At 49.4% G+C, this 24,749-nt stretch carries 18 protein-coding genes; 6 read left to right on the top strand and 12 right to left on the bottom strand.

Annotated elements, in window-relative coordinates:
- Window positions 1-8: 8 nt before the first annotated feature.
- The 4 genes from HGH91_RS04785 to HGH91_RS04770 are packed head-to-tail and all read left to right on the top strand — an operon-like array spanning window position 9 to window position 8,831.
- Entirely contained in the window at window positions 9-1,535 is a 1,527-nt protein-coding gene (locus HGH91_RS04785; protein WP_168737285.1) for a RagB/SusD family nutrient uptake outer membrane protein, read from the top strand.
- Between the two features lie 8 nt (window positions 1,536-1,543).
- Window positions 1,544-4,633, top strand: a complete 3,090-nt coding sequence (locus HGH91_RS04780) for a glycoside hydrolase family 2 TIM barrel-domain containing protein (RefSeq protein ID WP_168737284.1) — start codon at window positions 1,544-1,546, stop codon at window positions 4,631-4,633.
- A 1-nt stretch (window position 4,634) separates the two neighbouring features.
- Window positions 4,635-6,527, top strand: a complete 1,893-nt coding sequence (locus tag HGH91_RS04775; RefSeq protein ID WP_168737283.1) for an MGH1-like glycoside hydrolase domain-containing protein — start codon at window positions 4,635-4,637, stop codon at window positions 6,525-6,527.
- A gap of 6 nt (window positions 6,528-6,533) precedes the next feature.
- Window positions 6,534-8,831: an aminotransferase class III-fold pyridoxal phosphate-dependent enzyme gene (locus HGH91_RS04770; protein ID WP_168737282.1), complete on the top strand. Its 2,298-nt coding sequence runs from the start codon at window positions 6,534-6,536 to the stop codon at window positions 8,829-8,831.
- Here the strand turns inward: HGH91_RS04770 and HGH91_RS04765 are convergent.
- The 11 genes from HGH91_RS04765 to HGH91_RS04715 form a co-directional block, all read right to left on the bottom strand.
- A complete protein-coding gene (locus HGH91_RS04765) occupies window positions 8,816-9,967 on the bottom strand; it encodes a DegT/DnrJ/EryC1/StrS family aminotransferase (RefSeq protein ID WP_211092199.1) in 1,152 nt (383 codons plus the stop codon). The genes HGH91_RS04770 and HGH91_RS04765 overlap by 16 nt on opposite strands.
- Window positions 9,945-10,316: a sugar 3,4-ketoisomerase gene (locus tag HGH91_RS04760; protein ID WP_168737281.1), complete on the bottom strand. Its 372-nt coding sequence runs from the start codon at window positions 10,314-10,316 to the stop codon at window positions 9,945-9,947. The genes HGH91_RS04765 and HGH91_RS04760 overlap by 23 nt, the downstream gene beginning before the upstream one ends.
- Entirely contained in the window at window positions 10,285-11,160 is an 876-nt protein-coding gene (locus HGH91_RS04755; RefSeq protein WP_168737280.1) for a beta-1,6-N-acetylglucosaminyltransferase, read from the bottom strand. The genes HGH91_RS04760 and HGH91_RS04755 overlap by 32 nt, the downstream gene beginning before the upstream one ends.
- Window positions 11,161-11,386: 226 nt before the next feature.
- Window positions 11,387-12,010, bottom strand: coding sequence for a DUF2306 domain-containing protein (locus HGH91_RS04750; RefSeq protein WP_168737279.1), 624 nt, complete (start codon window positions 12,008-12,010; stop codon window positions 11,387-11,389).
- Between the two features lie 64 nt (window positions 12,011-12,074).
- The gene (locus HGH91_RS04745) at window positions 12,075-12,434 is read right to left on the bottom strand and encodes a winged helix-turn-helix transcriptional regulator (protein WP_168737278.1); all 360 of its coding nucleotides are present in this window, start codon (window positions 12,432-12,434) and stop codon (window positions 12,075-12,077) included.
- 40 nt (window positions 12,435-12,474) lie between these two features.
- Complete coding sequence (locus HGH91_RS04740) at window positions 12,475-13,713, bottom strand: MFS transporter (RefSeq protein WP_317166803.1); 1,239 nt, start codon at window positions 13,711-13,713, stop codon at window positions 12,475-12,477.
- Window positions 13,714-13,723: 10 nt separating this feature from the next.
- A complete protein-coding gene (locus HGH91_RS04735) occupies window positions 13,724-14,386 on the bottom strand; it encodes an ArsR/SmtB family transcription factor (RefSeq protein ID WP_168737277.1) in 663 nt (220 codons plus the stop codon).
- A gap of 9 nt (window positions 14,387-14,395) precedes the next feature.
- Window positions 14,396-14,830 carry a rhodanese-like domain-containing protein gene (locus HGH91_RS04730; RefSeq protein ID WP_168737276.1) on the bottom strand — a complete coding sequence of 145 codons (435 nt, stop codon included), beginning with the start codon at window positions 14,828-14,830 and terminating at the stop codon, window positions 14,396-14,398.
- A gap of 111 nt (window positions 14,831-14,941) precedes the next feature.
- Entirely contained in the window at window positions 14,942-16,129 is a 1,188-nt protein-coding gene (locus tag HGH91_RS04725; RefSeq protein WP_168737275.1) for a DJ-1/PfpI family protein, read from the bottom strand.
- A gap of 15 nt (window positions 16,130-16,144) precedes the next feature.
- Window positions 16,145-17,062 carry a GlxA family transcriptional regulator gene (locus HGH91_RS04720; RefSeq protein ID WP_168737274.1) on the bottom strand — a complete coding sequence of 306 codons (918 nt, stop codon included), beginning with the start codon at window positions 17,060-17,062 and terminating at the stop codon, window positions 16,145-16,147.
- 126 nt (window positions 17,063-17,188) lie between these two features.
- On the bottom strand, window positions 17,189-19,621 hold the full coding sequence (locus HGH91_RS04715) for a TonB-dependent receptor (protein ID WP_168737273.1): 2,433 nt from the start codon (window positions 19,619-19,621) through the stop codon (window positions 17,189-17,191).
- Between the two features lie 205 nt (window positions 19,622-19,826).
- Between HGH91_RS04715 and HGH91_RS04710 the strand changes: the two genes are divergently transcribed.
- Window positions 19,827-22,118: a serine hydrolase gene (locus tag HGH91_RS04710; protein WP_211092197.1), complete on the top strand. Its 2,292-nt coding sequence runs from the start codon at window positions 19,827-19,829 to the stop codon at window positions 22,116-22,118.
- 3 nt (window positions 22,119-22,121) lie between these two features.
- Here HGH91_RS04710 and HGH91_RS04705 read toward each other — a convergent pair whose 3' ends face one another.
- A complete protein-coding gene (locus HGH91_RS04705; protein ID WP_168737271.1) occupies window positions 22,122-23,471 on the bottom strand; it encodes an SMI1/KNR4 family protein in 1,350 nt (449 codons plus the stop codon).
- A gap of 283 nt (window positions 23,472-23,754) precedes the next feature.
- Between HGH91_RS04705 and HGH91_RS04700 the strand changes: the two genes are divergently transcribed.
- Complete coding sequence (locus HGH91_RS04700) at window positions 23,755-24,681, top strand: glycoside hydrolase family 43 protein (protein ID WP_168737270.1); 927 nt, start codon at window positions 23,755-23,757, stop codon at window positions 24,679-24,681.
- Window positions 24,682-24,749 lie beyond the last annotated feature (68 nt).

The raw sequence follows: 24,749 nt of genomic DNA, 5'->3' as shown, positions 1-24,749 counted from the left end.
TATTCAAGATGAGAAAATTACATGTCTATATACCACTGATACTTGCCCTGATGGCGATTGCGCCAGGTTGTAGCAAGGATGTATTAAACCAGCGTTCCCCCGATAAACTGGAAAGTGACTTGTACTGGACTTCCAAAGAGAGAGCCCTGTCAGGCCTGGCCGCCGCCTATTCACAAGTGGAAGGATTTATTTATTGGGATAACTACGTGGAAGCCCGCTCTGTGCGCGAATTCTACCGGGAGGACTACGTGGAAGCCGGCGATGATGCCTATAACTATTCCTGGTGGATAGAACACTTTAACTTCAATTTTACCTCCGGTAACTACGCCATAGATTTATTATGGAGAGAAAATTATCGCGGCATTTACTACACCAACCAGGTACTGGAAAACGTGGCCGCTATGCAGCCTTCCATGATAGACGATGCTTCCCGCAGGCAGATCCTGGGAGAAGCCCATTTCCTGCGCGCCTATTATCACTACAAGCTCCTGGTGGATTTTGAAAAGATCATTATCCGCGATAAAGTACCACAGAAAGAAGCAGAGCTGCCCAAAGGCTTATCTGATCGCAAAGAAACATGGGACTTTATCTGTAACGAGTTAAAAACCGCGGAAGCGGCACTGCCACTGAGAAGCGAGCGCCCCGATGCAGAGCTGGGACGCGCCACCAGGGGCGCTGCACAGGCATTCCTGGGTAAAATTTACCTGTACCGCGCTGGTGAAGATAAGGGCGCTGCACCTGCACTGCTGGCAGAATCGTCCGACTGGTTCAGCAAGGTACTGTCTTCCAACCAATATCACCTGGAAGATAACTATATGTCCATGTTCAATGGCGTTGGTAAAAATACCGCCGAGTCTATCTTTGAATTGCAGCAGTCTTCCGACGTAAACAACGGCGCTTCCTATGGTTCCTACCTGGCCGATTGGATGGCAGCCTCACAAATGGGCGGCTATGGCGAAATATACGGCACGCCGCGTTTACTCACGGAAATGCTGAAAGAAGGAAAAACGGCTACTGATCAGCTGTACGATCATCGCGTATATGCCAACCTCGTTTTCAATGATCCTTATTTCAACGATGCCAATAATCCCCGCGCCTACGGATATACGTACAACCAGATTTTCGAGGCAGGTACCAGCGTGATTGCCTTCAGGAAATGGATCCCTGCATCGCTCGATCGTTTAGGGAACGACAATGCCCTCAACGTACCATTGATCCGCCTGGCTGATGTAATGCTGATGCAGGCAGAGGTGCTTAATGAACTAGGTAAGCCAGGCGCTATGGCACTTATCAATGACGTAAGGGCCCGTGCAAAAATGCCGGCGTTAAACCTCACCATCAAGGCTGATGTCTTCAAACAGATCATGCATGAAAGAGTGATGGAGCTGACCCTGGAAAACTGCCGCTATTACGACTTGCGCAGATGGGGACTGTTGGAAACAGAAATGAAGGAAGCCGGTCGTAAATACGCTGCCGACAAAGCCTTCTATCCGCTTCCACTGAAAGAAACAGTGAATAATCCGATGGCTAACTAAGGGAAAGTATGTATAAGAAAATAGGTTTGTTATTCGCGATATGCGCCGGTGTTACTACCGGTCACGCACAAACGAATGATTGGGAAAATCCGGGAAAAGTAGCGCAACATGTTTTAGCCCCGCATGCCCATTTCATACCCTATACCAACGCAGCCGCAGCTGTACGCCGGGATTCCGCGCGTGCAGCTGTTATGCTGCTCGACGGTACCTGGCAATTTCATATGGCCCGCAACCCCGGCGCCAGGCCCGGAGATTTTTACGGCAACGATTTTGATGTCTCTCAATGGAAAAAAATACGGGTACCGGAAAACTGGCAGACAGCAGGATTTGACAGCTACATTTTTACAGATGTAGAATATCCTTTCAAACCGGATCCCCCCAAAGTGCCGGCAGACTTCAACCCGGTTGGTTCCTACCGCCGCAATTTTGAACTGCCCGCTAACTGGAAAAATAAGCAGGTATGGATACACCTGGGCGCTGTAAATTCCTTCTTCTACCTGTGGATCAATGGGCACTACCTGGGTTTCAGCAAAGACAGTAAAACTCCCACGGAATTTGATATCACGCCTTACCTGGAAACAGGCGCCAACAATGTTTCCATCCAGGTGTTCCGCTTTAGTGATGGATCGTACCTGGAAGGACAAGATATGTGGAAGCTCAGCGGGATTGAGAGGAGTGTATATCTCGTGGCCCGGCCTAAATTGTGCTTATATGATTTCTTTGCCAAACCCTTGCTGACCAACCAGTACAAAGATGGTAACCTGGACCTGTTGCTGCAACTGAACCGCCGGCCTTTGCCGGCAGAAGCGGGGCAACGGATCAGCGTGAAGCTACTGGATCACGATAAAACGATCCTGACAAAAGAATGGCAGATAGGAAAGGATAGTACCTGGGAGATGAATGCGCTGTTGAAGGACATCAGGTCCTGGAATGCGGAACGCCCTGCCCTGTACACTTTGGTGATGACGCATTACGACCGGAATGGCGCCGAGCTGGAAAGTATAGCCCATCGCATCGGCTTCCGTACCGTTGAAATCCAAGGTGGACAGCTGCTGTTAAACGGCGTACCTATCCATATCAAAGGCGTTAACCGCCATGAACACGATATGTACCGTGCCCGCGTGATATCGCATGAAGGCATGCGCCATGATATTGCAGTCATGAAGCAATACAATATCAACGCCGTGCGCAACAGCCACTACCCGGATACGGAGGAATGGTACGACCTCTGCGACGAATATGGTATTTACCTGGTGGATGAAGCAAACATAGAATGCGACGGCATGTCGCTGACACCACTGCAAACATTGTCAGATAAGCCCGAATGGGAACAGGCCTACCTGCATCGCACCAAACGCATGGTGGAAAGGGATAAAAATTATTGTAGTATCATTACCTGGTCGCTGGGCAATGAAAGCGGTTTTGGCAATAACTTCATCTCCACCTATAAATACATCAAGGCAAAAGACAATACCCGGCCGGTGCAATATGAAGCGGCTGGCTCCAATCCATGGACAGACATCATTTGCCCGATGTATAAATCGATCTATACGCTACAGCAAAAATACCTGCCGGCAAATGACCCACGTCCCATTATTCAATGCGAATATGCGCACATGATGGGTAATGGCGGTGGCAACCTGCAGGATGACTGGGAGCTATTTTACCAGCATCCCCGCTTGCAGGGCGGCTTTATCTGGGATTTTGCTGACCAGACCTTTTTAAAAACGGATGCCAATGGGCGGCAGATCTGGGCTTATGGCGCCGACATGGGCACGGTGGGTGCTACCAGCGATACCAGTTTTTGTGCCGATGGCATGCTGGCGGCCGACCGCACACCGCATCCCCAGGCGTTTGAAGTCAGAAAAGTATACCAGAACATACAAATTAGACCAGCAGGAACTCAATGGCGTATCATTAACCGGTTTGATTTTACTAACCTGCAAGCCTATACGATCCGATGGAAAATCAGGGGAGATGGTGCGGACATCGCCACCGGCGTAGTGCCGTCGCTGGCCCTGGCGCCGGGTAAAGATACGCTGCTAACCATTGACCTGGCCGGTTTTACACCCACTGCCGGTACGCACTATTACCTGCATTTTGAAACCTCGTCGCCTGACCAGGGCGTAGTGGCCACGGAGCAATATCCATTACCCACCTATATACCGGTGGTAAAACAGGTGATGGATGGGCCATCCTTGCAGGTAACGGAAGATGGTACAATCGGCAATACCTTGTTCAAAGCCAGGTTTAACAAAACTACCGGTTGGCTCGACAGCTATACCTCCGGCAACCAATCCCTCCTGCAAGGCCCTTTGCAGCCTAATTTCTGGCGGGCGGCCACCGATAATGATATTGGCAACAGCGGGCAAATCCGTTGCGGTATCTGGCAACATGCGCTGCAAAACGCGGAACTAAAGCTGCTGAAAATTACACCGGTAAATGCTACCCGTACGGAGGTGAAAACAATACATTACCTGCCGGCAGTAAAGGTAACTTATACCACCACCTATACGGTGTTTGTAAATGGCGATATCAACGTGGCTACTGAGTTTATGCCGGCAGATACTACCTTGCCTGAACTGCCGCGCATGGGCATGCGCATGGTCTTACCGGCCAACTACGACCAGGTAAGCTGGCTGGGACGGGGCCCGTTCGATAACTACCAGGACAGGAAATATGCCGCTAACATCGACGTATATACGATGCCGGCAGATGCGCTGTTCCATCCTTATCCCCGTGCGCAGGAAAGTGGGCACCGCACCGATGTGAGCTGGATGGCCATGCAGGACAAAGATAAATCCGGCTGGATGTTCCTGTCAGATACGTTGCTCAGCGCCGGCGTGCTCCATTTTGACATGGCACAATTGGACTTCGACCGCCGGCAGAATAAACATGGCCATTCCATTCTCAATGAAAACGGGATATGGTGGGATATCGACTACCTGCAACAGGGAGTAGGGGGAGATAACAGCTGGGGCGCTAAACCGCATCCACCATACTTATTACCCTGCCGCCCATATCGATATTCATTTACATTAAGAAGATTAACGCCCGGCATGAACGCGGTACAACAAGCTAAACTAAGATTCGAATAGTATGAGGAAATGGTGGTGGTTATTGTGTTGCAGCACCCTTGGGGTAAAAGCGCAAGAGGTAGACAGGCAGCAGTTTACAGACGTATTGGATATAAAACATTTTGTAAAAAACAATGCTGATGTAGCCGTTAATTTTTTTTCAGACATGGGGGCCTGGCATGCTTACGCATTGCCCGCACGCAGCGTCGACTACGGCGGTTTTATTGGCCCCCTGCTGATGGAAATGAATGGACGCTGGATAAGCAACAGCATCGCGAAATTGCATGTGTCGGCACAGGGCAGAGAGTGGCATCCGGAAAACGGCACTGCACACTACTACCCGGGCCTGATCGAACAAAGTTACCGGCTGAGAGACATACAGGTGCGCATGCGGCTCGTCTTCACGAGTCGCACCACCGCCATGCTCCAGACGGAATTGATCAACCTGGGCCGCAAACCCCTCCGGCTGCACCTGCAGTGGGAGGGAAGCGTAGCCCTGCCATCAAAAGAATGGCAGCAGCATGGCCAGCAACTGAGTACTAACGTAAACGGGCATACGTTCTATATCGGTTATTTATCTGCCGGCAAATGGGATATCCATTTCACGGATACCGGCTATACGTCGGCAAAAACGATACTACTGCCGGCAAAAGGCCATTGGCAGGAAACGCAGCGCCAGAGCTACCGGCAAGAGGACACCACCACTACCGGCTTTGACGTGGCCTTGCAGCAAAACCGTTCCCGCTGGAATGGCTACCTGCAATCATTGTTGGGTGCCGATACCACCTTGCAGCGCCTGAAAGTAAAATGTCTGATGACATTAATGACCAACTGGCGCAGTGCATACGGTCACCTGAAGCATGATGGTATTTTTCCTTCCGCCAGCTACCAGGGCTTCTATGGCTTCTGGGCGTGGGATAGCTGGAAACAGGCTGCCGCCACCTGCTTATTTCATTCTGCATTGGCAAAAGATAATATCCGCGCCATGTTTGATTACCAGCAACCCGATGGGATGGTGATCGATTGTATCTATGCCGATAGCAGTGAAAACAACGCCCGCGATACCAAGCCTCCATTGGCCGCATGGGCTGTATGGGAAGTATTCCGGCATACCGCCGATACCGCTTTTGTAAGAGAGATGTACGCACCACTGGTACGTTATCATCAGTGGTGGTACGCCGACAGGGATCACGACCGGGACAGCCTTTGCGAGTACGGCGCTACCGATGGCACCCGCATTGCCGCCGCCTGGGAAAGCGGCATGGACAATGCGGTACGGTTCGACCATGCCCGTATGCAGCAAAACCACGACCATGCCTGGTCGCTGGATCAGTCATCGGTCGATTTGAATGCTTACCTCTATGCAGAAAAACAGTATCTTGGCAAAATGGCCGCCCTGTTGCATCTGGAAGATACCTGGACGGCTCCGGCGGCGGCGTTGAAAGAAAAAATTAATCAGCAATATTTTGATACGGCTACGGGGTTTTATTATGATAGTCACGGTTCCCTGGTAAAAATACAGGGGGCGGAAGGCTGGATACCGCTGTGGGCGGGTATTGCCACGCCGGCGCAGGCAGCGGGCGTGGCGGCCGTCATGCAGCAGCCGGCGAAGTTTAATACTAAAGTGCCCCTGCCGGTACTGGCAGCCGATCATCCCGCCTTCGATCCCCTCAAGGGCTACTGGCGCGGACCGGTATGGCTGGACCAGTTTTATTTTGGTATCATAGGGTTAAAGGCATATGGATACCAGCAACAGGCAGATGCCCTGTTAACAAAGCTGTGGGACCATGCAGAAGGAATGAAGGATAATCATCCCTTGTATGAAAACTATCATCCCCTCACCGGGAAAGGGTTGAATGCAAAGAATTTCAGCTGGTCGGCAGCACATATATTATTGTTATTACAGCGTAAATAAAGTATTATGGAGATATCGGCAATGAAAGCGCTCCTGCAGCAGCATTATGGAATGGACGTCAGCGTACAGGCGCTGGATGGTTATGAAGAACGCAACTATCTGCTGAAAGATAGTGCCGGTCAGCAATACGTTTGCAAGGTAGGGAATGCTGGAGGTGACCTGCATCTGCTGGACGCGCAGATAAAAACGCTGGAACACCTGGCTAACTCCCCGGTAGCAGCAGGTTTCCAGCAGGTAAAACCCAATGTACGTGGGGAAGTAATCACTGCTATTTCGACCGGGTATATGCGGGTACTTACTTTTCTCCCCGGCAAAATATGGGTAGAGGCGCAGGCACATACCCCCGCATTGTGGAACAGCCTGGGTAACTTTCTCGGAAAAATGGACAAAGCATTGCATGGTTTTGCGCATCCCGCGGCTTACCGCATCTATAGCTGGGACCTGCGGAATGCCCTGGCTGCCCGGGAACACCTGGGTGCTATCAAAGACCATGAACGCCGCCGTATGGTGGCCTATTTCCTGTTGCAGTTTGAAACGGAAATGGTGCCACAATTATCACAGCTGCGCATGGCAGTGATTCATAATGATGCCAACGATTATAACCTGCTGGTCAATGGAGAAACAGTAACAGGTCTCATCGACTTCGGCGATATGGTATACAGCCAGCTGGTCAACAACGTAGCCATAGCTTGTACATACGCCATGTTACACCAGTCCGACCCACTGGTGGCGGCCGCGAAAGTAGTAGCAGGTTACCACAAAGAGTGGCCATTGACATCAGCCGAAATCAGCAGCCTGTACTACCTGGTCGCTGCGCGTTTATGCATTAGCGTTACCAACGCTGCCAAGCAGGCAGCTGCAGGCAGTAATAACAATTTTCATTTTATTACCGAGAAGGGCGCCTGGACATTATTGTATCAACTGATCAAAATCAATCCCCTGGCGGCAGAAGACGCCTTCAGGATAGCAGCCGGCCTGCCTTCGCTGATAAACACCAGCGATGATTACAAGCCCTTGTTGGAAGAAAGAAAGCAACACATTGGCCGTAACCTCAGTATCAGCTACCAACAGCCACTCAAAATCTGGAAAGGAGCACTGCAATACCTGTATGATGAAAAAGGCCGCACTTATATAGACTGCGTAAACAACGTAAGTCATGTAGGGCATTGTCATCCTGCTGTGGTAGCGGCTATCCAGCGGCAGGCCGCCAGGCTTAATACCAACACCCGTTACCTGTACGACGACCTGGTAGCTTATGCCAAAGAATTGACCGCCACGCTGCCGGGAGAGCTGAAGGTGTGTTACTTCACCAACTCCGGTAGTGAGGCCAACGACCTGGCGATCCGCATGAGCCGGCACTTTACCAAACAGAAAGATGTGATTGTACTGGATCATGCGTACCATGGTACTTCCACGGTGGCCATGGAGTTGAGCCCCTATAAATTTGATGGCAAAGGTGGTTTTGGCAAACCACCGCATACGCATAAAGCGGTGAATCCCGACCTGTACCGCGGCGAGTTCCGCTATGGGCAGGAGAATGCCGGCGCAGCTTATGCAGAAGATGTGGCTAATATTATCGCTCGCTTGTCGGCAGAAGGAAAGGGCGTAGCCGCCTTTATCTGTGAAACCCTGTTGGGCGTAGGGGGACAAATTCCGCTACCTGCCGGCTACCTGGAAAAAGTATATCAACATGTGAGGGCTGCCGGCGGCGTGTGCATCGCCGACGAAGTACAGGTGGGCTTCGGACGTGTGGGCAGTTGCTTCTGGGGCTTTGAACTACAGGAGGTAGTTCCCGACATCGTGGTGTTGGGTAAGCCTATTGGCAATGGACATCCCCTGGCAGCGGTAGTTACCACCCCGGCTATTGCAGCAGCATTCAACAACGGCATGGAATACTTTAACACCTTTGGAGGAAACCCGGTATCTATGGCCACCGGAAGAGCCGTGCTAAAAGCCATACAGGAAGAGGAAATGCAACAGCATGCCCTCGATACCGGCGCGTATTTCTTGAAAGGGCTGAAACAACTGATGCAAAAGCACCCGATTATCGGCGATGTACGCGGACATGGATTATTCATCGGGGCGGAGCTGGTGCGCAGCCGCGAAACGCTGGAACCAGCCGTACCGGAGATAGATGTGGTGGTAGAGAAAATGAAAGACCGGGGCTTCCTGATCAGCACAGACGGACCGTTACATAATGTGCTCAAAATAAAACCACCATTGGTATTTAATAAAGAAAATGCAGATGCACTGCTGATGCATCTAGACATGGTGCTGGGAGAACTCTCTTATCCCGGGAATTGATTCATAACGGCTACCACATGTTGAATCTCCGCTTCGGTATGAATAACAGAGCAGGGAAGACTCAACGTTTGCTGGTGAATACGCTCAGCAATGGGGTAATGATAATGAGGAAGGTGTCCCTTCAGTGCTGGCTGGTCATGCGGCGCTACCGGGTAATGAATATCCGTAGCAATATGATGATCAGCCAGGTATTTTTTCAGCTCGTCTCTTTTCGGATGGAGTACGTTGTAGATATGATAGACGTGAAAATAATCCGGGTCTACCACAGGTTTTATAAACTGATCATCCAGGCCGGCGGCATAAATGGCTGCCAGTTTTCTTTTATGTTCGTTGATGCTGTTGAGGGCGGGAAGTTTAATTCTTAGGAAAGCTGCCTGTAGCTCATCGAGCCGGGAATTATACCCGATAACACCGTTGTGATATTTTTTTTCTGAGCCATAGTTCCGGAGTTGCCGGAGCTTCAGGTAGTCGGCTTTGGATTTACAGATAATCGCGCCGGCATCCCCAAGGGCGCCCAGGTTTTTGGTAGGATAGAAGCTGAAGGCGCCAAAGTCGCCGAAGGTGCCGGCCAGTTGTTGTTTATACCGGGCGCCATGTGCCTGGGCACAGTCTTCAATTACTTTAAGGCCATGTTGGGTGGCTATATCCATCACTGGTCCCATATTACAGCATTGTCCGTATAAATGTACCACCATAATGGCCACCGTTTTCGGCGTAATCAGGGGTTCAATAGCGGCAGGGTCTATATTATAGGTGCGTATGGCAGGTTCGGCCAACACCGGTACCAGCCCGCAGTGAATGATAGAGAGAATGGTGGCAATGTAAGTATTGGAAGGGACAATGACTTCGCTGCCTTTTTCAAAGCCGCAGCACTGGAGGGAAAGGATCAGGGCATCGAGGCCATTGGCTACACCTACTACATATTCCTCCCCGTGATAGTCGGCAAATTCCTGTTCAAAATGGTTTACCTCTTCGCCCAGGATATACCAGCCCTTTTCCAGGACATGCGCCAGTTGCTGTTTGAATTGCTCTTCAAAAGGATGGTTAAGCCGCTTCAGGTTTTCGTATGGAATGGCATGGCTCGTAGCGCTATGCTTTTGAGTAAACGGCTGTTCATATGGCATCATATGGCTCATAAATGTAGTCTTTTGGGTCAAAGGACGTAGATGCCAATACTAACAGGATGGCATCGGGCGAAAAATTATGCATGACGTGCCAGTCTTCGGGCATTAACAACAGGCATTTATCAGGACGGTCCAAGACAAATTCTTCTTCGATTTTACTGTTATGACTGCTGATCTGGCAGGAACCCTGGATGCAGATGGCTGCTTGTTCGGTAGTATGGTGGCGGTGGCCTCCCCTGGAGGAGTTGTCTACGGAGTAAATATAAAAAAGCCTTTTTATCTCAAAGGGTACCACATCGTCCAATACTGTTAATGATCCTCTATTGTCTTTAAACGTTTTTATATGAATTAATTTTGCCATCGGTCGGTATATATTCATCAATGATATCAAGTATTTCCGGGCTCTGAGTCATGTTAAACTTACGTGCAAAAAGCATGTCAGATTGCAATAACTTTTCAGCATCGCTGGCATTCAGCACTTTGGGATTTGCACCACCCCGCGACCAATCTATATAACGATAGCTGTTGTTAATAATTTTATCCCGGTAGGGAGAGTTCATTAGTATCGTTTGAAAAACGACCTCATCACTCGCCCAGCTGAAGAAAAAGAAGCGCCGGAGCTTTTTATCGGCCGTAACCCTGTTCACTACATATAAAGCGGCTTCCGGGCTTAGCATCCAGAACATAGAACCACCATAGGGATGCAGTCCGTAAGGGATCTTCTTCCTCGGAAACACTTTGTTGATCACGTTTTCCAGGCTATATTTCCCCGGAAAACTAAATGCTGTCAGGTAATATTTTCTTAGCCGGATCCATCCTTCTTTCCAGTCGTTGATAATGTCCCGGTAACTTATAAATTCCTTTCCCCGGTGTGCTTCCAGGAAGTCGTTGATATAATCGGCCGACTTAATCGGATAATCCTGGCCACTCAGGAAGTTGATAAAATCATAACGTATTCCTGTAGCTGCAATTTCCCGGATACAGGCAAAAGTAGCTAATACCGTGCTGAATGCTGCCCAGGTAACCTTTTGCCGGTTCTGTATAAAATATACATTAGGCAATGTACCCAAATATAAATGTGGCTGTATATCAAACTTTTTATCTACGTGAATATAAAAGTCAAAGTTCTCATGAGATAATCTTTTGATCATCCTTTCCGTTTGATGCGGATCAGTGTAGGTAAGGATCAAATGGGCGATGCGCATACTTTGCCGGCGACATTAATTGTGTATGAATGACGGGTGCGCTGCCTGGTGCGGGAAGCTTGCTTCCTGTACCAAATCATCATCACCCGGGTTAAATATAGTCATTTAAATTCATAATGTATCGTAGTAAATTGTTGTAACAGTGCTAATACTCAAATAATTGTGCGTGGGTTGCATGCGGGGAATATTTTTGATGAGCCTGTTATAGCCCCATAACATCGACAGCTCAGGGCTTGCACACCTTAATTACTTCATATAGATACAGCGGCACAGACCATCCCAGCCAGAAGAAGCTGGGTCCCACTATCGTGAAACTTCCCAGCGTTTCTACCCAGGGCATTTTCAGAATTAATCCCGAAACAACGAAGGCGAGTGTGACCAGGTAGCTACGAACCATCCAGTCTTTATGCTGTTTGAACCGGCGTTTCATTGCCAGCCACCAGGCGAGGAAGGTAGTAGTGATCCATACAGATACCCAGATCTGCAGGGAAAAAGCATAGGCCCAGCCCAATGCATAGGCGCTGGTAGATGCCAGCACCACGGCACAAATGCTGCTGCTTAGTATGGCGAGTAAGTATAGGTAGCCTATCAACCGGTGCAGCCGGGCATTCCGCTGCAACCTGCCCCAGAACTGTAATGGGCCGAGCACCAACGCACCTCCTCCGGCGGTAATGTGCAGTAACAGGAACCATTTTACCGGCAGGTATTTTCCCAGCGCTGCCGGCGTTAACTCCAGGTATTTATCTGCTCCGTGCATGAAGGTCCAGGTAATAAAGAGAATGCCCAGCCAACCGGAAATATAAAGTAGGTCTTTCGATGTAAATGCGCCCTGGCTAATTGTCTTGTTCATGTGTGATACGGATTTGTTGCAACAAAATTCCGTAACGGCGGAGGAACAATCAATAACCGAAAAATTATTCGGTATAGGCAACCGCTTCTTTTACCTGCCCGGCATATGTTTTTCCCCAGGTGTCTATCGCCTGTACTACCGGGAGCAGGGAGCGTCCCAGGTCAGTCAGTGTATAGTTAGCTTTTAACGGGAAGCCGGGGCCCTGATTTTTCTGTACCACGCCTATAGCTTCCAGCTCCCTCAGTTGCATATCCAGTACCCGTGGCGTAGCCTCTTTCAGGTAACGATGCATTTCACTGGGGCGCTGGTACCCCTTATCGATCATATCAATGATACAAGGCTTCCATTTGGCGCCGAGTACTTTCATGTATACGGTAATGCCACAATCAAGGTCTAATGGAGTTTTACGTTCGTATGTTAACATGCTTCAGTCAGTTTACGGTAGGTGGTGGTGGAAAACAAATCTAAGGATTATACCGCTTCATCTTCAGTAACACCCATACACCCGATAAAAAAGTAAGTATGCCGGCAATATGCACGGCCCAAACCAGCCCCGCCAGCTGCGCTACAATGCCCGACATGACGGCGCCCACGGCATATCCTATATCTCTCCAAAATCTATATACCCCCAGGGAAGATGCCCGCCAGGAAGGATGCGCCGCATCGCTCACCGCGGCCAGCAACGCAGGATACACCATCGCAGTGCCAGCACCTAACAACACGGAGCCTATTATACCAGACATAAAGGGGGAGAAGAGCAACAATCCAATCACTACATGGCCGGCGGCCTGGGTAAACATCCCCCATACAATCAAGGGCTTCCGGCCAATACGATCCGTCAGCGGCCCCGTTACTACCTGCCCCAAACCCCATACCACCGGGTAAATAGCTTTTATCCAGCCAATACCCTCCAGGCCCACACCCGCGGAAACAAAAAGCAACGGGAATACCCCCCACGACATACCATCGTTGAGATTATTGATAAGCCCGGCCTGAGATACAGCGAACAGGTTTTTATTTTTAATACTGGTTTCTTTAAATACCCACCACAGGTTGGGCCGGTGTGGTCGCTCCCCGGACGTGGTAATAGCTACCTGGCTGGCTTCCAGCGCAGCATGAGGACGCGTATCGCGGATAATGAAAATAGACAATAACAGCCCGAGAATCGTATAGGCGATACCGATATAGAAAGGGTGAGGCCTTAATCCATATTGCGCCGCTATATAACCGGTGAGTAATGCCGTTAGGCCAACGGCGCCATAACCGGCGGCTTCATTGAGCCCCATGGCCAGGCCTCTTTTCTTGGGACCTACCAGGTCAATTTTCATATTAACGGTCATCGACCAGGTGAAACCCTGGCTCATGCCCAGTAATACGTTGGCCAGGATAATCCAGTTCCACGACGGTCCCCAGGCGAGCAAAAAAGGTACGGGCAAACCAATGATCCATCCCAGTATCAACACCCGCTTACGGGTCAGCTTGTCGGCCAGTACGCCGGATACCAGGTTGGTAAATGCTTTCACCACACCAAAAGCAATGATGAAGGAGAATACAACAATGTCGGAGGCAATCTTAAATTCTTCTGATCCTACGAGGGGTACTACGGTACGTTCTAATCCCACCATGCCCCCCACCAGGCAGTTTACCAGCACCAGCAACACAAATTGTTGCCAGTTTTCTTTCAATCCCAATTTGATCTCCACGATAGCTTGATTATTTGATGGCAACCGGGTAACCCTTCGCAGCCCAGTCAGGGAAACCTTCATATAGCCTTTGCGCCTTATAGCCTTTTTTCTTCAGTAAGGCTACGGCTTCATCGGCAAACACACAGAAGGGGCCACGGCAGTAAGCGATCACAGTTTTACTTTTGGGTAATGTTTTCAGGATGCTGCTCAACTCCTCTATCGGGGCAGATAGCGCCCGGTGTATATGTCCCCGGTTATATTCTTCCGCTGATCGTACATCCAGCAAAATTACTTTGTCTTTTTCCAGCAGAACAATCAGCCCTTCGGCATCAATGCTTTCGATAGGGCCGTATCCTTTCCGGAAATCACTCACCACTTTTTCTACTTCGGCATTATACACAATGCCCAACGCACGCAAGGCCGCCCAGGCATTAAACACGTTTTCGCCGGCCAGGGAATATAAAATAAAGTTGCCATCCCGCGTAATGCAAACCAGCTTCGCGTTTTTTAATACCTGTAAATGCTGAGAAGCATTGGCTACCGACATGCCCGTATGGTTAGCAATCTGTTCTACTGAAAAAGGACCTTGCCCCAGCAGATCAATGATCTCCAGGCGATGGGGATTGCCCATCGCCTTCGTGATCTTCGATAACTCGCCATACACTTTGTCCTTAAACGCCCGCTTCATCATACCGGCACACTATTTTTGAGTAGGATAATGTTGATCGATCCAATTCACTTTCACGTTCTTCTCAATATTCAATAGCCTTGCCTGTTTGAATCCCATTTCCGTCAACGTTTTAAATGCCGGGCGAACATTCGGGCATTTATCAAATGGGCAACAGCCACAGTAGATCACCACTTCTTTATTTTTGTCGGTGGTTTTCAATACCTGTTTCAGCTTGGCTAAACTTTCTGCATCTGATGCCGGGCCTATGTCAATACTGTTTTTGATAATCGCGCCCGGACCTACGGATAAAATGAGCAGGTTACCATCTTTTTGATGGGTAATGGCATCTGCCAATACCGCTGGCGCCATTAACTGGGCAGGTGTCCATGGCTCCGCTTTTTGTTGCGCTGATAAGCCCTGTATACAGGCTATTAACCCCATCATCAACAAAGAGAAATACTTCATAAGCTCTTTTTTTGACAAAAGTAGGGGATATTTAACTATTCAACAAAATTATTGAATAGATATGGCGTCCACAAGTGACGAAACAGGAAGTCTTGTTATGAAGGGAAAAAGTCAGGGCTGATAATCCAGCATCCGCTCTACCATAAGGGCAAAAGAAGGTCCATACTGTTGGCGTATGCGGGCCAGGCAAACGTTGATGGTATATGGGTGGCGGGTAGTATCGTAGGGAATGACCTGCAAACGGGGATTTCGCTGCCGGCATTCATCTACCCCTGCTTCCCGGAGGCCAGGTACATGCAGTTCGTCCAGCGGGTGTTCACGGGTATTACCTGTAGGAATCAGGGTAAGTCCGAACCTGGATACCACCGGGCGGTTACCGGCAGAAAAAGAACGGATAGACGCCGGAAAAGTACGGTAATAGGTATCCATAATAGCCGCCAGCTGTAATTCATTGACACCGTCGGTAAGCAATACGCCCACATGCTGGTTGGCGCCAAAAAATATTTTCCGTGCAATGCGCCATTTGGCAGCACCGTTCACCTCAAGGCTTTGATGACGCAGGGAAACGTCGTTGTACGGATAGCCAATATCCTGGATAACTTGACGTAGTATAACGGTGCCGAATAAACGCTTGATCACTACGAGGCTGCCTGTTACAGCATTGGCTACGCCGGCGGTACTGTAACAATTGCCGGCTGCGGTAACACCGGTATCCCGCACCCAGGCCAATTCAGGAAACTGCTGTTGGTTTTTCCGCAGTTCGGACGCATGGGTAGTGATGGGTTTATCATGGTATAACCCTGTAGCAGCCATCGTGAGGGACCCCTGGCAAACGGAGAGCAGGAGGGTTGAATCGGCATATTGCTGCCGTATCCAACGCACGATAGCGCTGTCCTGCCCTTGACGGTCCATGGCCGATAACGCTGGTACAACCAGCACATCAGGTTTTTGGGGCAGGAGGGCCGCCTCCTGAAAACTCAGGTGCGGCAATACGTATAACCCTTTACGTAGTATCACCGGCTTTTTTTCCGGCGCAACAAGAAACACATTCGCTTTCCCGGTAGCCTGGAAAAGATAAAAAGGCGCCATCATATCAAACAGTTCGGTACCCCGGTTGTCTGCCACAATAAAGACGGTCTTTTTTGCAGGATCATAAACGGGAGCAGCATAGTGGAAGTCATGATGGCCACGGTATTCCGGGAATGTATAGAATGCTTTGAGTGGCTTACAGCCATGAAAGGTCACGGCCAGGCATGCCACGGCGGCCAGGGCCAGCCCGGCTTTAGTAATCAGGTGCATATAGTAGATATTGTTTTAAGGAAGAAGTATCCGCTGTAATTGGCGGGCCGACGTGAAGCCGCACTGGCTGGCAATATAAGCCATGGTATGCGCGGGATCTTTACGCAGGGTATGGGCTTTTTCCATTCTGAGTGCGGTAAGGTATTGGTGAACGGTGATGCCGGTTTGTGTTTTAAACACCCGGGCCAGGTTACGGGGGCTCATAGCAGCAACATCCGCCAGCGTATCCAGGTCACAGTCGGTAGACAGGTGTTCGATCATATAGTCCTGAACCCGGTGTATTTCCGCCCGTATATGATTGCGGTAAGCGAGATAAATACTTTGCTGGGAATGACCGGCATTGCGCCGGTGGTATACCACCAGCCCCCTGGCTACCTGGTGGGCAAACAACGCCCCCTTCCATTCCTCCAGTACAAATAGCGCCAGGTCTATACCCGAACTGACACCGGCACTGGTATAGATTCGCTCACTTTTTACAAACAATACATCCGTTAATACTTTGACGGCAGGATACAGCTGCTGTAACATTTTTACAGATCTCCAGTGAGTAGTACACTCCCGCTGATCCAGCAGTCCCGCTTCGGCCAGCACAAAGGCGGCATTACAAACGCTGCAAATCAACACGCCTTTCCCCGCCTGGCTGCGGAGCCATTCCAGGAAAGCCTTTTCGGCAGCCGGTTCACGGGAAAGTGTTTCGGCATGTATGCCCGGCAGAAAAATGATATCACTGGTATCCAGGCTTACATCGTTGTAATGCAACGCGGGTGCCAGCGCCAAACCTGCCGCACTGTTGACCGGCTGATGAAACCCGCAAAATATTACATCGGCGGCCAGCCCCTGGCTCCTGGCCTCGGTAAATACCTGTGCAGGTCCCGCCAGGTCCAGCAATTCTACCTGTGGTAACAAGATGAATACAATTTTTCTCTTCGTCATACTACAAAGGTATTGCGCTACCAGCAACTACCCAAGGACATTCATGCGTCAGAAAAGGACAAGCCGTAAACAAAAACAGGCGCCTCTCTGCAGAAGCGCCTGTCGGTTATACAGATGAGAATAGTTTTAGAACTTATACGTTACGTTACCGGAAAAGCGCCTGGGCATCTGTGGTTCCAGGGTACTCCAGCCTTTATAATAGATCTGGTTAGTGAGATTGTCCAGTTTAAACGCCACGCCAAATTTGTTGGTGTTGTAAAACAGGGAACCATTCAGCACGGTATAGGAAGGTAATGTGAAAGTACCAGTGGTAGCGCGGTTCAGGATAATGTTTTCACCAGCGTAGTTGCCACCAAAACCAATACCGAACCCTTTAACAGCACTCCGCTGGAATTTGTAGGTTACCCAAAGGTTAGCCAGGTTTTGCGGACCAGCTTCCTCGGGACGCCTGTTCATATAATCAGCGGCGTCTGTTTTGGTGATCTTACTGTCGTTGTAGCTATAGCCGGCAATGACATTTAACCCGGCTACCGGGTTGGCCGTGATCTCCGCATCGATACCGCGACTGTATTTTTCCCCGCCCTGGTTGTAATACCGTGGTTGATGGGGCATTTCCATGATAATATTTTTCACCTTGATATTGTAGTAACTTACAGAACCGGTGATCATACCTCCCAGCAGACTGGCTTTCACGCCCGCTTCCAGCTGGTTGGCCTGCTCAGGTTTGAAGGTTTTGATACTGTTGTCGCCCTGCTGCTTAGGTGAGCTGTTGGCGTTGGAGAAGCCATTCATATAGTTGGCGAAAACAGACAAGATATTGGGAATAGGTTGATATACCAGGCCAAACTTAGGCGATACGGTGGTTTGCTCGTATTTGTCGTTCTTATTGAGTGTCAGTCCCCCGTTGGTGAAATGATCCACGCGCAGGCTTACCATCGCTGATAAGTTAGGCAGGAAGTTAAACACATCGGATACATACGCGCTGTACACATCCTGTTTCAGGTTGGCATTTTGCAGGGGCAAGGCGTTGAGCAGTGAATCAGTATGCTGTTTGGAAAGAATGCCATTGTCGGCGCCGGCCATATTGATGATGCCATTCATGGCATAGCCGGTGGCGCTGCTCACGGAACCGCGACTGAAATAATCCAGCCCGGCTACCACCCGGTTGCGGAACTGACCTATTTTGAAATCACCAATGAAATTTTGCTGGATATCCGTGGTATTGGTACTACCGTTCTGGTAGCTGATATACCGGGCAAAAGTAGGGGAGATATTCGGAAACCCAGGCGTGCTGGCAGATCCTTCATACAAGTAAGAATAATATCCTTCAGATTTGGCCGTTCCTCTCGACACAATCGTCTGGGATGTCCACGCATCGGAAAGTTTATATACTGCCTGTGCCTGCACACTGGAGGTAGGCGTTTTAATGCTCAGGTTATTGCTGGTATAAGAGCGCCGGTAATCATAGCCCAGCGCAGCCAGGTTCTTGGCAAACAGCGATGATCCGCGGTCAAAGAACAACATAGTGGGATTGGTGCTTTCGGCTGACAGGAATTCTGTATGCAGCATCAGCGTAAGGCGATCATTTACCTTGTAGGTGAGGGAGGGTGCAATAAAACGTCTCTTCGCGAATCCTGCATCCTGGAAGCTGTTTTCATCATGATAGGCGCCGGTTACACGCAGGAGCACTTTTTTATCCTTATCCAACGGGGTATTAATATCCATCGTTAAGCGGTTCAGACCATAGCTGCCACCGGTGTAACTGATCTCTCCCCCAAAATGATCATAAGGCTTTTTGGTAATGGTGTTGATCAAACCGCCGTAGGAGATAACAGAGCTGCCAAACAGTGTGCCCGATGGGCCTTTTACCACTTCAATCCGGTCAATGTTGATCACGTCCAGGCCGCCGTTGGTTAAGCCAGGCAAACCATTTACCAGCGTAGGCTGTACGGCAAATCCACGGAGGGAATAGTAGCCGGCGCCATCGCCTTCGCGACCGGTGGAGGACCACAGTTTGCTCAGCCCCGGTGCGTTGTTCAAGGCATCGTCGAAACTGCTCACTACCTGGTCTTTTAGCAGGTCGGCCGAAATAACACTGTACACTTGCGGATTTTCAATATTCTTGAGCGGCAGCTTGGCTACGTAGTCGCTGTTGCTTTTCGTGTATTTATTACGGGTACCGGTAATCTCTACTTCATTTAAATTCTTTTCGGATATGTTCAGGCGGAGATTAATGGTAATGGTTTTATCTTTTATTACGGTCACCGGTTGACTGCTGGTTTCATAACCCGTGAGTGATACCTGTAGGGTGTATTGCCCAGGCGTAATGTTACGCAGCAGGTAGTTGCCATCGTCGTCTGTTACGGTCGTCTTCTTACTGCCCTTTAACACCACTACTACGCCGGGCGCTGGTTTGTTGTCTGAGGTAGTAATCAATCCTTTTATGCTGCCGCCGTTGTCAATGTCGGAAGCAAATCCCACTCCGCAAAAGAGCAGGTTGATAAGCAATCCATACCAGATGGTACGGCTGAAAAATTTTCCTGTCAATAATGTATCCATAATCCTAGGCATGTTAATTTGCTGGCGCAAAATTCGGATGCTTATGCCGCCGGGGATAATCCGATACGGAATTTGATTTACGCGATGCGGAAAAACATGTATTCTTGTCTTGCCATCGCCATAATTTGGTTTTTTTTAACACCGTTAGCCCAATGTCTCCCCAATGAATAACATAATTTAACGGCTCCTTTTACGGCTTATGCAAATGAAAATCTACCTGGTTCTTTTCTTGTGCCTCGGTACTTTAGTGAGGCCGGCATGGGCGCAGCAGCTCCCGCGCAGCATTAGCGGCAAAGTGATAGATGCGGCCAGTCACCAGCCATTGTCTGCCGCCAATATTACGGTGCATAAAACCGGTATAGGCACTATCAGCAATGAAGCCGGCGAATTTCGCCTGCAGGTACCCGCCGGTTTTCAAAAGGATACCCTGCGCATTTCCTGCCTGGGCTACGCGGTACAATACCTGCCGGTCGCACAAATGACCACCGACGCCATGATCGCATTGGAGGCCACGGGCATTCAGCTGAAGGAAGTTGCCGTAGGTATCAGGGATCCGTTGAAATTACTGCAGCAGGCGGTGAAGAAAATACCAGGGAACTATCTCACCAACCCTTACCTGTTAAAAGGTTTTTACAGGGCCGTTACCAAAAAAGACCAGGAATACCTGGAGCTATCGGAAGCCGTTTTTAATATTTATGGCGAAGGGTATGGTAGCGCAGCTTCCAACCAGCTATACCTCGAAGGTATGCGGGCCGTGAAAGATGAAGCAGCGTCCCATGGCGTGGAATGGGGACTTAAACCCAACAACCTGTTCGAATTTGATGTAGTCAATAGTATGACAGGCAATGGGATGTTCGGCGCAGCCACATGGCGCAAGTATGTGTTTGCATTAACAGGTATCATTAACTACAAAGGACAACCGGCTTATGAAATTACCTTTGATCAACGGGAGGACGTAAAAGAATCTTTATACAAAGGAAGGTTTTATATAGACGAAGCCTCGCTGGCGTTTCTGAAAGTTGAGTATGCCCTGAGCCCCAAAGGATTGCCCTATGCCCGCTATGGCGATATGGTAACCCGCTCCCTGCTTAAAATGCTGGGCATGGACATCAAACGGCTGAAAGAAACCGTGGCAGTGGAATACAACAAAGTGGGAAACCGGTGGGTACTATCGAACGCCGTAAATTACTCCGATATAAATATCCATAGTAAAAACCGCGGCTATAATTTTACCAGTCATACCAAGGTCGATTATATCATTACCAATGTAGATACCGCCGCCACGGGGCAAGGAATTGCAGGTCAGAAAATCAAAAGCGACAAGCTGATTGAATTCCATACCTTACCACCTGATACAGCGTTCTGGCGTAATAACACCATCCAGCTGGCCGACTTCGATGCAGCAACCGTTTTCGCTACCCTGCGTGCAAGAAATGAAGCGGCTAACCTGAAAAAGCAATGGCAAATACGTACCCGGAAAATGAAGTGGACGCCCATAGAGCGAATCGACTCCCTGCTGAGCTTTTATCATCAACATCAGCAATTCAATGGCACCGCGCTGATCAGGGATAACCAGGGAAACAGCTACGTTAAACATTACGGCTACGCTAATAAGGAACAGCAAAAGTCTGCAGATAGCCTCACCCAATATCGGATTGGTTCCCTGTCCAAATCGTTCACGGCGATCATAATCCTGCAACTGGTGGAAGAAGGAAAGCTGCACCTAAACGATGAAGTAAAGAAGATCTTACCCGGCTATGCGCATGGAGAGGTAACGATTGAACAGCTACTCACGCATCAGTCAGGGATTCCCAATTATACCAGCAACAACGAATATGTTTTCAGCATACTGCATCAGCCGTTTTCCCTGGACGAACTGGTGACGCGGTTCTGCAGCGACTCCCTGGATTTTATACCAGGTACCCGTTTTCAATATAGTAATAGCGGCTATGTGGTGCTGGCCCGTGTGATAGAGGTGATCTGTCATCAGCCATTTCCCCGGGTACTGACAGAGCGGATTTTTATGCCGGTGGGGATGCGGCACACTTATGCAGGAAGCAGGGATACCACGGTTGCCGGGCAGCCGGCTGCAGGGTATATCGATAACGCCCCGGAGCCAGCCTATTATACCAACAACACGTTGGGCGCCGGCGGCATTGTTTCTACGGCGGAGGACCTCCTTCGCTGGAATAACGCCCTCGCTACACATACGTTGCTGCCACAACGCCGGCTGGAGGAAATGTGGCAACAGCATGCCTTGTACCCCGATTGGGATGCAGGGTACGGCTATGGCTGGATGATAGACTTGGGACAGTTTGACGCATCTACGGAAGCCAATCGCATTATCTACCACCCCGGGACAGATATGGGTTTCTATACCATGTTCGCCCGGCAAGCGGGCAAGGCAGGGGTAGTGATACTGCTGAATAACACCGGCGATTTCCCTCGCTTCGATCTCACAGACATGATTTTTACTACCCTTAATGAAGCCCCTTAAGGGCTATGGCATCTGTTGCAATTGCTGTAGCGTGAGCGGGTATTCTTCCAAACGTTGCTTCAGGTTAGATAAGATGTAGGAGTCAGCGCTGTGCGACCTGGAGGCGAGGTCCTTGTATATGGGCAACAGCTGCGGATCTTTTATCCCCGATAATGCCTGCAGGGCCGTGCGGATAACGTCTTCCGATTCATCCTTCAACCCGCTGATAAAAGAGGAGAGATAAGCGCCTTTATCGTCCAGCTTGCCCAGGGTATATAATGCCGTAACACGTATATCAGCCAGCGCATGATGTACAAGAGGCGCTACCACTGGGCCAAAAGGGTACTGGCTTTCGGTGAGGAGATAAGTACAGAACCGGAATGTTTCCCCATCGTTTACAAGTGGTAGCGTGGCCACCACCAGCTCGCACCATTCTGCACAGTGGTCTTTTGCATACCAGTATATAAATTTAACGATGTCTGGGAAGTAGTCATCCCAGGAAGCCAGCAGATGGGGCTTTGCGCGGTTATAATCAAACTTGGTTAATATTTGTAACCATCGCAGATGAGTTGTCTTATCCGCATTTTGCAGGGCAGTTTCCAGCTGATCTGTTGTTACGGTACCCAATACCGTTTTCGCAACGATACCATCCAGGCATTCCGCCTTAAATACCGGGTCTGTAGACGATTGATATTGCTCCAGCAGGGCGGCCATACTTCCACTCCGCCGGTAACCATACCAGGGAGCTGTATCGGCAGTAAGATCGCCGGAAATAACTTCGTTCAACCAACCCTCATACCAGTCCAGGAAATTATCGGCAAAGGAAAACACCGGTTGCGCCAGGTCCAGGTCAATATTTACCACACGGCCGGCGTGCGGGCCATTCAGTAGCAATCCATGATAATAACTGCATCCCTGCGATCCAATAGGCAATATGCCGGAAAACACCAGACCTAACGCCGCCGTATATACGTCGTCTGCCAGATCATCGGCCAGCAAGTCCTGTTTTAAGGCTTCCCAATAAGCTGCTGTCATGCCGGGATAAATGGTAACTGCCTGCCGCAGGTAGCTGGCAGCATTTTCTAAAAACTCGTCCGTATTTTCTCCCATTGGATAAATACCATAAAATGGCCCGGCGGCGGAATCCATGTAGGATGGACCTCCATTGCCTATAGCGGTAAGAAAGGCTTTATAACAGGCAGGTAACGTAATTCCCTGGGTAAGTTCAAACGCGGCTACCTGCTTAGGTTTGAGCGGTTTGTACAGCTTGTATCGGTGATAGCTGGCGCCAAATGTTTTGCGCTTTGCATCTACGCTACGCGCCTGGGCCAATTTGAGCTTTATCCGGCTGATCTGTTCTTCAAATACTGACATTGCTGTTCCGGTTAACAAGAAAATATTTTTTTTCAATGGCAAGGTACTAAACCGGTTATTACCTGCCGCCAGTTATTTTCATTATTTATAAAGAGATATTTGTATCTTGCAATTAAATGTTTAATTGACAATTAATTAGACGTCGATATAGTATTGCTAAAATTCCACGTTACAGCACCTTTAGACATCGCTTACGTATAAACGGAAACCTATGAAAACCGGTTCTCTCCTAAACGGGAAAACCGGTATATTGTATAGATCAACTAAAACAGTAATAACATTTATGAAGAAAATCTGGATGGTCATCCTGCTGATAGGCATGGTGAAGGTAGCAGCAGCACAGGATTCAATATATATATTTTCTTATTTCAAAGATAACGGGCAAGACGGTCTGCACCTTGCGTATAGCGAGGATGGCTATACCTGGAAGGAACTGGGCAATGGCCGTTCTTACCTGCAGCCTACCGCGGGAAAGGATAAACTCATGCGTGATCCTTGCGTAATCCGCGGCGCCGATGGATTGTTTCACATGGTGTGGACCGTTAGCTGGAATGAAAAAGGGATAGGCTATGCTTCATCCCCGGATTTGCTGCACTGGTCGGCCCAGCAAGACATTCCCGTCATGGAGCACGAGCCCGGCGCACTCAACTGCTGGGCGCCGGAAATCACCTATGATGCCCGGAATAAAACCTACATGATTTACTGGGCTACCACCATTCCGGGGCGTTTCCCTGCCGGGGATACCAGCGGTGATGATAAATACAACCACCGCCTGTATTACGTCACCACTAAAAACTTTAAAACGTTCACACCTGCGCAGGTACTGTACGACCAGGGATTCAACGTGATAGATGCTACCATCATACCCGACAACAACCGTTACGTGATGTTCCTGAAAGACGAAACCAGGAAGCCGCCACAAAAAAATATCCGCGTTGCGGTCAGCAATAAATTGACCAGGGGATACGGAAAACCGTCAGCGCCCATCACTGGTCAATACTGGGCAGAAGGTCCTACGGTATTGAAAAGAGGGAAGGAGTGGATTGTTTATTTTGATAAATATACCCAGGGCAGCTACGGCGCCGTAAGGTCTGAAGACAATGGGAAAACCTGGACCGACATCTCAGACAAACTGACCATGCCCAAAGGGCTCCGCCATGGAACGGTGGTAGCCATTACCCGGGAAGAATTTAATAAGCTGAAAGACTAAGCAGAAAGCATAAAGCATAAAGCAAAAAGCTATTAAAGCGAATCCATCTAAGCGGATATTTACTCGCT

This window comes from Chitinophaga eiseniae (genome assembly GCF_012641265.1).
GTDB classification, from domain to species: domain Bacteria; phylum Bacteroidota; class Bacteroidia; order Chitinophagales; family Chitinophagaceae; genus Chitinophaga; species Chitinophaga eiseniae_A.
The sequence above is the reverse complement of the archived record's forward strand: the minus strand, read 5'-3'. Positions and strand labels throughout refer to the sequence as shown.

Bases quoted from the DNA above. Each gene is read 5' to 3' on its own strand.
- HGH91_RS04785 (WP_168737285.1), top strand. From the start codon at position 9: ATGAGAAAATTACATGTCTATATACCACTGATACTTGCCCTGATGGCG.
- HGH91_RS04780 (WP_168737284.1), top strand. From the start codon at position 1,544: ATGTATAAGAAAATAGGTTTGTTATTCGCGATATGCGCCGGTGTTACT.
- HGH91_RS04775 (WP_168737283.1), top strand. From the start codon at position 4,635: ATGAGGAAATGGTGGTGGTTATTGTGTTGCAGCACCCTTGGGGTAAAA.
- HGH91_RS04770 (WP_168737282.1), top strand. From the start codon at position 6,534: ATGGAGATATCGGCAATGAAAGCGCTCCTGCAGCAGCATTATGGAATG.
- HGH91_RS04765 (WP_211092199.1), bottom strand. From the start codon at position 9,967: ATGAGCCATATGATGCCATATGAACAGCCGTTTACTCAAAAGCATAGC.
- HGH91_RS04760 (WP_168737281.1), bottom strand. From the start codon at position 10,316: ATGGCAAAATTAATTCATATAAAAACGTTTAAAGACAATAGAGGATCA.
- HGH91_RS04755 (WP_168737280.1), bottom strand. From the start codon at position 11,160: ATGCGCATCGCCCATTTGATCCTTACCTACACTGATCCGCATCAAACG.
- HGH91_RS04750 (WP_168737279.1), bottom strand. From the start codon at position 12,010: ATGAACAAGACAATTAGCCAGGGCGCATTTACATCGAAAGACCTACTT.
- HGH91_RS04745 (WP_168737278.1), bottom strand. From the start codon at position 12,434: ATGTTAACATACGAACGTAAAACTCCATTAGACCTTGATTGTGGCATT.
- HGH91_RS04735 (WP_168737277.1), bottom strand. From the start codon at position 14,386: ATGATGAAGCGGGCGTTTAAGGACAAAGTGTATGGCGAGTTATCGAAG.
- HGH91_RS04730 (WP_168737276.1), bottom strand. From the start codon at position 14,830: ATGAAGTATTTCTCTTTGTTGATGATGGGGTTAATAGCCTGTATACAG.
- HGH91_RS04725 (WP_168737275.1), bottom strand. From the start codon at position 16,129: ATGCACCTGATTACTAAAGCCGGGCTGGCCCTGGCCGCCGTGGCATGC.
- HGH91_RS04720 (WP_168737274.1), bottom strand. From the start codon at position 17,062: ATGACGAAGAGAAAAATTGTATTCATCTTGTTACCACAGGTAGAATTG.
- HGH91_RS04715 (WP_168737273.1), bottom strand. From the start codon at position 19,621: ATGGATACATTATTGACAGGAAAATTTTTCAGCCGTACCATCTGGTAT.
- HGH91_RS04710 (WP_211092197.1), top strand. From the start codon at position 19,827: ATGAAAATCTACCTGGTTCTTTTCTTGTGCCTCGGTACTTTAGTGAGG.
- HGH91_RS04705 (WP_168737271.1), bottom strand. From the start codon at position 23,471: ATGTCAGTATTTGAAGAACAGATCAGCCGGATAAAGCTCAAATTGGCC.
- HGH91_RS04700 (WP_168737270.1), top strand. From the start codon at position 23,755: ATGAAGAAAATCTGGATGGTCATCCTGCTGATAGGCATGGTGAAGGTA.